A 12,947-nucleotide genomic window follows, 5' to 3' on the forward strand; every position below is an offset into this window, starting at 1 on the left:
ATAGTATCACGACTCATTATCATATATATATAAATGTTGGCTCAATATTTGTTATTACTAAAATAAAAAAACAAATGGCTCTTAGTAATGCTTTTGCTTTTATAAAGTATATTCAATCAAGTAATGATTTTAGAAAATCTTGTTACAGTTGCAAATCAAAGACTGATTTGATAACTATACTAGCATGTTATGAGATTGCATTTACAGATGAAGAGTTTCGTGAAGCAATTAGTGCATCATTATTTAAATGCCAAACGGAGAATGAATCCTTAGAAATTAAGCAAATAGAATGGCTATATAATTTATATCCCGAAAAATGACTTATTATGGATACAAAAGAAAACAAAAACATTATCATACCCAATATAGAAAAAATTCGTTTTATAATTAAAGATGCAACCGGCTTAGACGTTATGTATGCCTATGAAGATTTGTTCTTTGCTGAACACGGTGTTTTTCTAATCAAAGTTTGTGACAATAATCAAAACCTCTTAGAATGCTTCTTTAATCTAGATTGTGATGTACATAATAGTTTGATAATACTCGAGAAGTTAATGACTTCATCTCAACTAAATGGAATGACTCTCCTTAATAAGGGGAGATTCGATATGAAGCAAGATAAGGGAGAACAAACCTTCTCCCTCACATTTTATAAATAGACGTTTTATTTACAAAAATGTTTATTTTCCGATAAGCACTTCTGTTGACTTTATTATAGCGTGAGCTTCATCACCCACCTTTAGTTCCAATTCATCCACGCTATCCACCGTTACAACTGATGCTATAGTTTGTCCATTCCCCAAATCAATAGTTACCTTAGCCATTACAGCTCCTCTTTTGATATCTGTAATAATCCCCTTTAAATCATTGCGAGCACTTAGTTTCATATTTTACAGTTTTAATTGATTATAATAGCATAACAGTAAACCCGTTGTCTTTGTTATTTGATATCGGGGACTTTTTCTTTTGGGCATAAATTATCAAAACAGTAAAATAGACTAAACATCGTTATTGATAAAATCTAATCCTTCTACATTTCGGTAAAAACAACCTCATTAGACTACATAAATGTAGTTTTCCTAGATCAGTTCATTATACACTGAATCATATATTGCTGTATATCTAAAACTTACAACCAATGGCATGATTTCTGATATAATACTGAAAAGAAATAGAACATGCATCAACCCTTTCGAATTATATCTAAGCTAGAAATAGAAAAAAATGGAAATTGTTTTCTCAATGCAAAACGTATTGAACTATTGAAGCGAATTAATAGTCGGGGATCTATTTTGGGAGCCTCCAAAGATATGAAGATGTCTTATCAGCAAGCATGGGTTATAATCAAAGAGCTTAATAGTATCTCGCCATTACCTGTTGTTACACGTCAACGCGGTGGAACAAACGGAGGTGGTGCAGTAATTACAAATTTCGGATTCAAATTAATAGAAAGTTTCGAGAGAATGGTCTCAGAACAAAACAAGTATATATCTGAAATGGAAGATGATATACTGGCATGCTTTATTTGATTTTTTTGCGAATCGTTATTCTTTTTAATTTATATCGATCTATTTCATCTTAATTTATTTAGGTTATGGACAAAAAAAAGTTTTATTCAGGAATTTGTTTTGGCTTATTCTTAATTTTTCTTCAAGAGCCCGTTTATTCGCAATCAGTAAAGATTGACGGAGAAATACGGACGCGGGCAGAGTATCGAAATGGTTTTCAGAGCCCATTAGCAGATACATTGCATAATGCAACTATAGGTTCTCTTCGGACGAGGCTAAATGTTACTTACAGCGATGATAAAATCAAAGCTAAGATTACATTACAAGATTCAAGAACCTATGGTCAGACAGGTATTAATAGTACGAATAATTCTCTTGGACTGTATGAAGCATGGGGGGCATATATGTTTACCCCTGAACTTTCGGCGACTTTGGGACGTCAGTCTCTCGAATATGATGATAAACGCCTTTTCTCTGCGGCAAATTGGAGTAATACAGGTAATTCGCACGATCTGTTGTTACTGAAATATGAAACTAAAACAGGAGTCAAAGCACATCTTGGAAGCGCATGGAACAATGGCAGTGATGTCCTCTATGAATCTGCTTATACTGTAAGTAAATCATATAAAATGATGACTTATATATGGCTAGCTAAATCTTTCGGTAAATTTGATGCTACAGCGCTATGGATTAATGATGGTTTTCAACGAGGAACAACCAATGACTTGATAAACAGGTTGAGTTATCGAAATACAATAGGCGGAAATTTAGGCTTTAAGGACAAAACAATACCCTATTCATTCTATGCAACAGCCTATTATCAATTTGGACACAACCCCAAAGATAAAAGTTTAAGAGGCTATTTATTGGCTCTTAAAAATCAATATTCGTTAACAAATCAGTGGAGCATAACATTAGGAGGAGACTATTTTTCGGGATCGAAATCAGATCTGGAATCAGGAAAAGACCGCACTTTCAATAAGCTATATGGAGTAAACCATTCATTCAACGGATCGATGGAATACTGGGCAACATTGCCAACTCAAGGGCTATCTGATTTATATGCAGGCATTACATTTAAATCCAATTCAAAATTTAATGTTGATGCAACATTTCACACATTTTCTCTGACTAAAGAATTAAGCTCAACAGATAAAAAGAATATTGGTTCTGAATTAGATATCACGGCGAACTATACTATTTCACCTGAAATAACTTTGCAAGGAGGTTGGAGTGCTTATTTCAAAACCGATCAGACCAATACTGTAAAAAAGCAAGTGAATATTGATACTAAATTTCCGACTTGGGCATATGTGATGATTTCATTCAAGCCTACCTTTTTCTCTAAAAAATAAAATACTAATAATTAAATAATGAGAACTATGAAACGACTATTATTTACAGTAATATTACTACTATCTGTCTTTATATATACAAATGCACAGAATGTTAAAGTTGCAGCTGCTGCAAATCTCAGATATGTACTCGAAGACATAAAAAAACTATATGAAAAAGAAAATCCAAAATCTAAAATAGATATCACATTTGGTTCGTCCGGTACGTTAACACAACAGATAGTGAATGGAGCTGCATTTGATCTTTTTATGGCTGCAGATGTTGATTTCCCTAAAAAAGTGAAAGAGAGTGGCTTTGCAAATAGTGAAGTGAAAACATACATATATGGGAAATTAGCTCTTTGGAGTCTTACTCTCGACGTATCTAAAGGGATTAATACTGTATTTCAGTCATCAGTAAAGAAAATAGCAATAGCCAATCCCAAGGGTGCACCATATGGAGAATCCGCTGTTAACTTGCTCAAATCAAAGAAACTATACGATAAGATAAGCAGCCGGATTGTATGGGGCGACAATATTGGTCAGGCAGCACAGTTTGCCTTCTCCGGAAATGCCGAACTGGGTTTTGTTGCACTATCATTGGCTATGGCTCCGGAAATGAGAAATAAAGGTAAATACTATGTATTCAATGAAAAGGATTGCCCTCCTATTAAACAAGCTTATGTATTAATAAAGGGTTCGGAGAAAAATCCAGAAGCATCGAAGTTTATAAACTATGCGATGAGTCGAAAGTGCGATAAGCTTTGGAGTAGCTATGGATACGGCTTATTAAAGAAATAGTAACAGACCAATTCTCTATTGTTACACTAAGAACAATAGGGAACTTATTATATTGAGATATGGAAACTGATTTTATAGATACTCTCTTACTGACTGCTAAATTAGCGACAGCAACAACAGGCATACTTTTTCTTTTGGGATTACCTGTTGCATATATATTGGCTTATACCCGATATCGGATAAAAGTGATCTTTGAAGCTTTGATTTGTATGCCAATGGTATTACCTCCTACAGTATTAGGATATTATGTGCTAGTAGCGTTTAGCCCACAAAATGGATTCGGGCGATTCATTGAGCAATACTTCGATGTCCGATTAGCCTTTTCTTTTGAGGGAATATTGATCGCAAGCGTAATAGCCGGACTACCTTTTATGATACAGCCTCTTCAAAGCGGACTTGCCAGTTTGCCTGCAAGTTTTAGAGAAGCATCGTATATCTTAGGTAAATCAAGAATAACAACATTCTTCCGTGTCTTATTACCCAATATAAAACCTTCTATAATAACCGGTATTTCTCTCACATTTGCCCATTGCATAGGTGAATTTGGCATTGTACTCATGGTTGGGGGTAATATTCCGGGACAAACAAGAATAGCATCAATTGCAATTTATGATGAGGTGCAAACTTTGAATTATAGTGTAGCTAATAAATATTCTCTTATCTTGTTTGTTACTTCTTTTGTGTTGTTGACAATCATTTATAGTATTAATAAAGGATTCAGGATGAAAACCGGAGGGGAATAAACCTCCATATATATGCGAAAGGTATGATTTATATAAATGTAGAACGGAAAATGTTGACATCCGAAGGAGAACGCTCATTAAATATAGATATTAATATAGAAGATAAAGACCTTGTTGCTATTTTTGGTCATTCAGGTGCAGGAAAGACAACCTTGTTACGGATGATTGCAGGACTACAAAAGCCTGATAAAGGCGTTATCGCTATAGGAGATAACGTAGTATTCGACTCGGCAAAGAAGATCAATCTATCTCCACAAAAACGGAATATTGGCTTTATGTCTCAGGATTACGCCCTTTTTCCGAATATGACGGTCGAGGAAAATATCCGTTTTGGACAAAATAAAGGAAAAGAAAAACAGTATACAGACCAATTAATAGAAACATTTGGATTGGATATGCTGCGCAAGCGCAAACCTTCAAAACTATCAGGAGGACAAAAACAACGGGTAGCCTTAGCCCGCTCCATTGCAAGAAAACCAGATGTGCTCCTCCTTGATGAACCGTTGTCTTCTTTAGACGAATCGATGAGATTATCTCTTCAATCTGAAATACTAAAAGCTCATGAATTATTTGCTTCAACAACACTTATTGTAAGTCATGATAAAGAAGAAGTCAAAAAACTAGCGACACATGTCCTTTGTATAGGAACAGAGAGAATCAGTGAGCTGCTGAATCCTACATTTTTGTAGGATTCTCTTTTAAATCTTACATTTTAGAACATTTTATAAAATCAGCTATTTTTTATTTCAAAATGATCAAAGATTATTAATCTATCGATCAGGATATTAAACCGTTATATTATTCAAGGTATAACGGTTTAACATGTTATGGCACATGCTTTGGATATATATTTTCGTGAAACTAAAATTTCTATTATAAATATAATAATATTCAAGGTTATGAGAAAGATTGCGATTTATGGTAAAGGTGGAATTGGCAAATCAACAACTACACAAAATACTGTAGCCGGCTTAGCCGAAATGGGTAAAAAAGTAATGGTGGTTGGCTGTGATCCTAAGGCCGACTCTACTCGTCTGCTGCTTCATGGATTAGCTCAAAAAACGGTTTTAGATACATTGCGGGATGAAGGTGAAGACGTCGAACTTGACGATGTGTTAAAAGAAGGTTTTAAAGAAACAAGTTGTGTAGAGTCTGGGGGGCCTGAACCTGGTGTAGGTTGCGCAGGTCGAGGTATTATAACATCCATAAACTTGTTGGAGCAACTTGGCGCTTATGATGATGACAAACATCTGGATTATGTATTTTATGATGTATTGGGAGATGTTGTATGCGGAGGTTTTGCGATGCCTATCCGAGATGGAAAAGCACAGGAAGTGTACATTGTTTGTTCTGGTGAAATGATGGCTATGTATGCTGCTAATAATATATGCAAATCTATATCAAAATTCGGTAAAGTAGGAGATGTACGCCTAGGAGGCCTTATTTGTAATTCGCGTAAAGTAGACAATGAAGCAAATATGATTGAAGAGTTTGCTAAAAAACTTGGGACACAAATGATTCATTTTGTTCCTCGGGACAATATGGTTCAACATGCCGAAATCAATCGTAAAACAGTTATAGATCATGCACCCGAACATCCTCAGGCTGACGAATACCGTACCCTTGCAAAAAAAATAGATGGTAATAAGATGCATGTAATACCCAAACCTCTTGAGATGGAAGAGCTGGAAGAATTGCTTGTCGGATTTGGTATTATGAACTAATCAGACATTCAATATAGTCCTATTTTCATAAAATTATTCAATTTACAATCATTAAATATCAGGAGGATTTTTATGTTATTAATAAGAGCCATAGTACGTCCGGAGAAATCGCCAGTGGTTATGAAAGATTTATTTAATGCCGGTTTCCCGGCTGTTACGAAGTTGTCGGTTTTCGGTCGCGGGAAACAACGCGGACTAAAAGTCGGCAACGTAACATACGATGAATTACCGAAAGACTTACTAATAATTGCAATCAACGAAAAGGACAAAGAATTTGTCGTAGAAACGATTATAGAATCTGCCCGTTCCGGAGAAAAAGGACAGGCTGGTGACGGAAAAATATTCATTACTCCAATAGAGGAAACTTACACCATATCAAGCCGTAAGAAAGAATAAAATTAAATCGTTAAAAGCATGAAATTAATCTTAGCAATTATAAGAATCGCAAAAATGAGTGAGACTAAAGAAGCTTTGGCTGCTGCGGGTCTTCCGTCCTTTACAGCAATGCCTGTTTTAGGACGGGGACAAGGACATGGCGATTTAGAAAAGATAAAAGCAATATCTCAGCACAACGATGCCGCACCTGAAGATCTGAAAGATGCCTTGGAATTTATCCCTGAAGTGCCTCGTCTGAAGTCAAAACGAATGATAACACTTGTAGTTACCGATGACAAGAAAGAATTAGCTATAGAAACTATTCTGAAAGCAAACCAAACAGGGAAATCGGGCGATGGGAAAGTCTTTATTTTAAACGCATTGGGATCATATAGTGTACATACGGGCGAAGCCGGAGACGTTACACTAGATTAATTAACAAATCTGTTCGAAGAAAAGAACTATAATCAAAAGAAATTATGGTAGACGATAAAGATAAAATAAAGGATGGCATAATTGCCGATTTACAAACTTTCAAAGATGAGGTGATAACCAAATATCCCAAAAAGGTAGGTAAAAAAAGAGCCAAGTCAATTATACTTAGTGATACAGAACAAACACCCGAAATTCAAGCAAACGTACGTACCATACCGGGTATCATAACTCAACGAGGATGTACATATGCCGGATGTAAGGGCGTAGTATTAGGACCAACCCGTGATATCGTAAATATTACACACGGGCCTATCGGATGTGGATTTTACTCATGGCTAACAAGACGTAATCAGACAAAACCGACAACGGATGAAGAAGCAAACTTTATACCCTATTGTTTTTCAACCGATATGCAAGATAAAAATATTGTATTCGGAGGAGAAGATAAGTTAAAGCAGGCTATTCGGGAAGCTTACGAATTATTTCATCCGAAAGCAATTGCTATATTTTCAACATGTCCAGTCGGATTGATTGGAGATGATGTACATCGGGTAGCACGACACATGATGGAGGAAATAGGTGGTGATATCAATATATTCGGATTCTCTTGTGAAGGCTATCGGGGTGTATCTCAGTCTGCCGGTCACCACATTGCAAACAATGGATTATTTAAAAACCTGATAGGTCGTGATGATGAAGTAAGAGGAAGTCTTAAATATCGCGTCAATTTGTTGGGTGAGTATAATATCGGAGGAGATGCTTTCGAATTGGAAAGAGTATTCGAGAAATGTGGAATCAACCTTGTTTCTACATTTAGTGGAAACTCGACTATCGAGAGTTTCGAAAATGCGCATACAGCCGACCTGAATATGGTTATGTGTCATCGTTCTATCAACTATGTTGCTGAAATGATGGAAACAGCATTCGGTATTCCTTGGATCAAAGTTCAGCCGATAGGAGCACGATCAACAGCTAAAATGTTACGCAAAATTGCACAATATTTTGGAGATCAGGAATTAATAGATAAAGTGGAAGAGGTTGTAGCTGAAGAAATGGCTGAAGTAGAAGCTGTAAGGGAGAAGATATATGCGAAAACCAAGGGAAAACTATCCATGCTTTTTGTCGGAGGATCACGAGCACACCATTATCAAGACTTATTTGAAGAATTGGGAATGACTACAATCGCAGCCGGATATGAATTCGGACACCGTGACGATTATGAAGGACGCCGTGTAATACCAACGATACAGATTGATGCTGATAGTCGCAATATCGAAGAGATAACCGTATCTAAAGATGCTACACGTTACAATCCGCGCAAGACAGAAAGCGAATTACAAGAATTAAACAAAGAACTTGAATTCACTGAGTACAAAGGGATCATGGATCAGATGGAAAAAGGGACTCTTGTTATAGATGACCTTAGCCATTATGAGATGGAGAAACTGATTGAAATGTATCATCCGGATGTATTCTGTGCTGGTATAAAAGAAAAATTCTGTGTCCAGAAAATGGGTATTCCTTTGAAGCAACTTCACAATTATGATGTGGGTGGACCATATGCCGGATTTAAAGGTGCTATCAACTTTTATAAAGACATCGAAATGATGGTAGGTGCAAATATCTGGAAGGAAATAAAAGCACCTTGGGAGAGCGATGCATATGTTGAAGCTCAGTATGCTTGCTAAACTATTATGAACAACTAAAAAATAAAAATTATGTTACTACGTCATACAACAGCAAAAGAGATAGATCGAAAGGCATTGACTATTAATCCCGCAAAAACATGCCAACCGGTTGGTGCGATGTATGCAGCTTTGGGATTGCATGGGTGCTTGCCCCATAGCCATGGATCGCAAGGATGTTGCTCTTATCACAGAAGTGCTTTAACCCGACACTTCAAAGAACCGGTTATGGCTGCTACAAGTTCTTTTTCAGAAGGTTCTTCGGTATTTGGGGGATCATCCAATCTTGTGGCTGCAATCGAAACAATATTTACAGTATATGAGCCCGATGTTATTGCTGTACATACAACCTGTTTATCTGAAACTATTGGCGATGATATGACTCAGATTATATCGAAAGCGAATGAGGACGGGAAAATACCAGACGGAAAAAAAGTTATTTATTGTAATACTCCCAGTTATGTTGGAACACATGTTACAGGATATTCCAATCAATTGGCTGCATTTGTCAAATTCTATTCAACCGCCACCCCCAAGAAGAAAAATATAGTAAATCTTATTGCCGGATGGATGGAACCTTCTGATATGCGTGAAATAAAACGGATAGCGGCAGTTATGGAAGCTCGAATAATCATGTTTCCCGATATGTCCGGCGTTTTGGATGCGCCTCTAACAGGAAAATATGAGATGTATCCTAGCGGAGGTACGACTCAATCGGATATGATAGCGACCGGCGACAGTAAGTTTTCTATTGGTCTGGGAGCTTATTCGACAGAAGATGCCTGTATTAAATTGGAGAACAAATGCAAGGTCAAATTTGATGTATTGGAAATTCCTATTGGATTGAAGGCCACTGACCGATTCATCACTTCCCTTAGTCGTCATGCCAATCTTCCTGTTCCTGATTCTTTGACTGAAGAGCGAGGACGATTAATAGATCTTATTGCAGATAATTCTAAATATTTCTGGGGTAAGCGAGTTGCTCTTTTTGGTGACCCTGACACATTGATTCCACTTACTGAGTTTTTGGTAACATTGGATATGAAGCCTGTCTATATTGTTACAGGAACTCCCGGCAAGCACTTCGATGAAGAAATGGCGAATATATTGAAAGATATACCGGAAGCCAAATTCAAAAGTGGGGAACGGGCTGATATGTTCCAATTACATCAATGGATCAAACAAGAACCGGTGGATCTGCTTATAGGCAACTCATATGGAAAATACATTGCTCGTGATGAGAATATTCCATTCATACGTATGGGTTTTCCGGTCGTAGACCGTCCTGGTCACAATTTCTTTCCGCACACAGGGTATATTGGAGCTACTAATATTGCAATAAGTATTCTGGAAAAATTCTTAGATCATCAAGATAGAACTTGTCCCGAAGAAAAGGTAGAGTTCCAAATGTAACAAATAGAAATAATAAGAAAATGGCAGGCTTTTTAAAAGATAGAGAAAAACAGATTTTCACCAAAGGTGGAAATTCTCAAAGTTTGGTTGGAGGTAAGCCCAGCTTGGCGGGATCTGTCAGCCAAAGAGCCTGCGTCTTTTGTGGTTCTCGTGTGGTATTGTACCCAATAGCGGATGCACTGCATTTGGTACATGGTCCTATCGGTTGTGCATCATACACATGGGACATAAGAGGCGCTATGTCTTCAGGACCAGAACTCCATCGCAGCAGTTTTTCTACAGATTTGCGAGAAAAACACGTAATCTTTGGTGGAGAAAAGCAACTATATCAAGCCCTTCATGAGCTTATCGATAAGCACCATCCTAAAGCGGCATTTGTATATTCCACATGTATTGTCGGGGTCATCGGTGACGATGTCCAATCTGTGTGCAAGCGGGTAGCCAAAGAAAAAGATATCCCCGTAATAGCTGTGATGGCTGAAGGTTTTCAAGGCTCAAAAAAAGATGGTTATAAAATAGCCTGTGATGCTATGGCAAGCCTTATCGGAACTGACAATTCGAAAGAAATATCGACGATGAGTATAAATATACTTGGAGACTTTAATCTGGCCGGAGAGCTTTGGATGCTAACAGAGTATTATAAAAGAATGGGTATTCAGATACTAGCCTCTATAACAGGTGATGGCAGAGTAAAAGATATTCAGAATGCTCACAGGGCATCCTTAAATGTGGTTCAATGCTCAGGATCAATGATGCATTTGGCTAAAACAATGCAAGAACAATACGGCATCCCATTTATGAAAGTATCCTATTTTGGAATCGAAGATATGTCAGATGCACTTTACGAGGTTGCCAAATTTTTCAAAAGGGAAGAAACGATGGATAGAGCAAGAGATCTCGTAAAAGACGAATTGACAACACTGTTACCGGCATTAGAGCCATATAAGGTTGCCTTGCAAGGTAAAAAAGCTGCTATTTATGTAGGCGGAGCATTTAAAGCTATCTCATTAGTCAAAGCATTGCGTCTTATAGGTGTGAAAACCGTAATAGCCGGAACTCAAACCGGAAATACAGAGGATTACAAGTTGCTCGAAGCTATTTGCGATGATGGCTGTATATTGGTTGACGACTCTAACCCCGTAGAGTTATCCGAGTTTGTGAAACAAACAGGAGCTGATCTCTTTATCGGAGGAGTGAAGGAACGTCCGATAGCCTATAAACTAGGCATAGGCTTTTGCGATCACAATCACGAACGAAAATTGGCATTGGCAGGATACGAAGGTATGCTCAATTTTGCCAAAGAAGTATATGAAACAGTGAGCAGTCCCGTCTGGCAGTTTGTAAAGCGGTCATTCTAAAACATTAAGTAAAAGAAAGTATTTAATGATATGTTGTTAGCTGATGACAACCTCTGCTTTTTTACTTGCCAAGCAAAAGAATAGGTCTAAGACCTTAATATTGATCAACTGAAAATATAAGAATATGAATCTTGCAGAATCAAATAGAACAAAAGATATGCCTTCCGGTGATAACTTTTCTTCCTCCTGTAATGCCTGCAAACAATGTACCCCACTGGGGGCATGTGTTGCCTTTAAAGGAATTGAGGGAGTATTACCCATGCTTCACGGTTCGCAAGGTTGCGCGACTTATATAAGACGCTATTTGATAAGCCATTTTCGTGAACCGATGGATATTGCATCTTCCAATTTCAGTGAAGAAACAACCATTTTTGGAGGAAATAAGAACTTTAATACAGGAATTGATAATATCATCAGTCAATATCATCCGGCAGTGATAGCCATTGCAAGTACTTGTTTAAGTGAAACGATAGGAGAAGATGTTCAGCGTTTGATAAATGAATATAAAAGTATTCATAACGATACAGATAATCTTCCTGAAATGATTTTTGCCTCTACCCCTAGTTATCAGGGAACACATTATGAAGGATTCCACGAAGCTGTATATGCAACTGTAAAAGCTTTGGCTGATGGACGGGGAACCGTAGGATCTCACATCAATTTGTTTAGCAATTTTATATCGCCCGAAGATATTCGCCATTTGAAAGAAATAGTACAGGATTTTGAACTCGACACAATGCTGTTTCCTGATTATTCCGACACATTGGATAGTACTTCATGGGATACATATCATCGTATAGCACAAGGAGGAACCACAATCGCTGCTTTGAGAAAGAGTGCCCTTGCATCGGTTTCTATTGAATTGGGGTACATCTTAAATTCGGGAGGTAAGAATGGTAAAATAAAAAATAATGCAATAGCTCAATCGGCAGGAGATTATTTACAGACAGAATTCGATGTCGTTTGCCGTAAAACGGGTTTACCAATAGGAATAATTGAGTCTGATAAGTTTTTCAATCTCTTAGCCACTATATCCGGCAACCCTATTCCTGAGAAATATCAAAAACAACGAGGACGTTTGGTCGATTTATATATTGATGGACATAAATATGTTTCAGGCAAAAAAGCGGTCATTTATGGCGAGGAAGATCTGGTTGTAGCTCTTGCCGCCTTTGCCTCAGAAATCGGAATAAAACCGTTATTGTGTGCTACAGGTGGAGAAAGTGGAAAACTACGCGAAACACTCAAACAAACATTAGGTGAACTGTACGATGAAGATATAATTGTAGGTCAGGGTATGAGCTTCGAAAGAATGGAAGAGGTAATGAAAGATCTACAGCCTGATTTAATATTAGGAAACAGTAAGGGATACTATATTGCCCGCAAAATGGATATCCCTATTGTTAGAGTCGGTTTTCCAATCCATGATCGTATTGGTGCTCAACATACTAAAACTTTAGGATACGAAGGAACAACAGCTTTGTTTGAGCAAATTGTAAATACATTATTAGAAGATAAACAACGAAAATCACCCGTTGGGTATAAGTATATGTAATAAATAAAAGGAGGAA

The 12,947-nt window shown here is 37.2% G+C and carries 15 protein-coding genes; 14 read left to right on the forward strand and 1 reads right to left on the reverse strand.

Translation table 11 applies throughout. The features are described 5' to 3' along the window. The first annotated feature begins 74 nt into the window (after positions 1–74). Positions 75–320, forward strand: coding sequence for a hypothetical protein (locus tag K322_RS0106440; protein WP_026626151.1), 246 nt, complete (start codon positions 75–77; stop codon positions 318–320). Positions 321–326: 6 nt separating this feature from the next. After that, on the forward strand, positions 327–659 hold the full coding sequence (locus K322_RS18750) for an LURP-one-related/scramblase family protein (protein ID WP_035331498.1): 333 nt from the start codon (positions 327–329) through the stop codon (positions 657–659). A gap of 21 nt (positions 660–680) precedes the next feature. Here the strand turns inward: K322_RS18750 and K322_RS0106450 are convergent, their stop codons facing one another. Beyond that, positions 681–887, reverse strand: a complete 207-nt coding sequence (locus K322_RS0106450; RefSeq protein WP_026626152.1) for a TOBE domain-containing protein — start codon at positions 885–887, stop codon at positions 681–683. A 291-nt stretch (positions 888–1,178) separates the two neighbouring features. Between K322_RS0106450 and K322_RS18755 the strand changes: the two genes are divergently transcribed. The 12 genes from K322_RS18755 (at position 1,179) to K322_RS0106510 (ending at position 12,931) form a co-directional block, all read left to right on the forward strand. After that, the gene (locus tag K322_RS18755; protein ID WP_051290672.1) at positions 1,179–1,529 is read left to right on the forward strand and encodes a winged helix-turn-helix domain-containing protein; all 351 of its coding nucleotides are present in this window, start codon (positions 1,179–1,181) and stop codon (positions 1,527–1,529) included. Positions 1,530–1,594: 65 nt separating this feature from the next. After that, positions 1,595–2,863 carry an alginate export family protein gene (locus K322_RS0106460; RefSeq protein ID WP_026626153.1) on the forward strand — a complete coding sequence of 423 codons (1,269 nt, stop codon included), beginning with the start codon at positions 1,595–1,597 and terminating at the stop codon, positions 2,861–2,863. A 27-nt stretch (positions 2,864–2,890) separates the two neighbouring features. Beyond that, positions 2,891–3,643 carry a molybdate ABC transporter substrate-binding protein gene (gene modA / locus K322_RS0106465; protein ID WP_035331500.1) on the forward strand — a complete coding sequence of 251 codons (753 nt, stop codon included), beginning with the start codon at positions 2,891–2,893 and terminating at the stop codon, positions 3,641–3,643. 59 nt (positions 3,644–3,702) lie between these two features. Next, positions 3,703–4,386, forward strand: a complete 684-nt coding sequence (gene modB / locus K322_RS0106470) for a molybdate ABC transporter permease subunit (RefSeq protein ID WP_026626155.1) — start codon at positions 3,703–3,705, stop codon at positions 4,384–4,386. 23 nt (positions 4,387–4,409) lie between these two features. Then, positions 4,410–5,075 carry a sulfate/molybdate ABC transporter ATP-binding protein gene (locus tag K322_RS18760; RefSeq protein ID WP_260203168.1) on the forward strand — a complete coding sequence of 222 codons (666 nt, stop codon included), beginning with the start codon at positions 4,410–4,412 and terminating at the stop codon, positions 5,073–5,075. 210 nt (positions 5,076–5,285) lie between these two features. Beyond that, entirely contained in the window at positions 5,286–6,110 is an 825-nt protein-coding gene (nifH, locus tag K322_RS0106480) for a nitrogenase iron protein (RefSeq protein ID WP_026626156.1), read from the forward strand. A gap of 72 nt (positions 6,111–6,182) precedes the next feature. Beyond that, the gene (locus K322_RS0106485) at positions 6,183–6,506 is read left to right on the forward strand and encodes a P-II family nitrogen regulator (protein WP_026626157.1); all 324 of its coding nucleotides are present in this window, start codon (positions 6,183–6,185) and stop codon (positions 6,504–6,506) included. Between the two features lie 18 nt (positions 6,507–6,524). Next, positions 6,525–6,920: a P-II family nitrogen regulator gene (locus K322_RS0106490; protein WP_026626158.1), complete on the forward strand. Its 396-nt coding sequence runs from the start codon at positions 6,525–6,527 to the stop codon at positions 6,918–6,920. Between the two features lie 44 nt (positions 6,921–6,964). Then, the gene (gene nifD / locus K322_RS0106495) at positions 6,965–8,608 is read left to right on the forward strand and encodes a nitrogenase molybdenum-iron protein alpha chain (RefSeq protein WP_051290673.1); all 1,644 of its coding nucleotides are present in this window, start codon (positions 6,965–6,967) and stop codon (positions 8,606–8,608) included. 30 nt (positions 8,609–8,638) lie between these two features. Continuing rightward, positions 8,639–10,018 carry a nitrogenase component 1 gene (locus tag K322_RS0106500; protein ID WP_026626160.1) on the forward strand — a complete coding sequence of 460 codons (1,380 nt, stop codon included), beginning with the start codon at positions 8,639–8,641 and terminating at the stop codon, positions 10,016–10,018. A 20-nt stretch (positions 10,019–10,038) separates the two neighbouring features. Then, the gene (gene nifE / locus K322_RS0106505; RefSeq protein WP_026626161.1) at positions 10,039–11,376 is read left to right on the forward strand and encodes a nitrogenase iron-molybdenum cofactor biosynthesis protein NifE; all 1,338 of its coding nucleotides are present in this window, start codon (positions 10,039–10,041) and stop codon (positions 11,374–11,376) included. Positions 11,377–11,500: 124 nt separating this feature from the next. Then, complete coding sequence (locus K322_RS0106510) at positions 11,501–12,931, forward strand: nitrogenase component 1 (protein WP_084158523.1); 1,431 nt, start codon at positions 11,501–11,503, stop codon at positions 12,929–12,931. Positions 12,932–12,947: the final 16 nt, after the last annotated feature.

Origin of the sequence: Indolivaga capnocytophagoides DSM 22835, assembly GCF_000426485.1 — a bacterium.
In the GTDB taxonomy this organism is placed as follows: domain Bacteria; phylum Bacteroidota; class Bacteroidia; order Bacteroidales; family Dysgonomonadaceae; genus Dysgonomonas_A; species Dysgonomonas_A capnocytophagoides.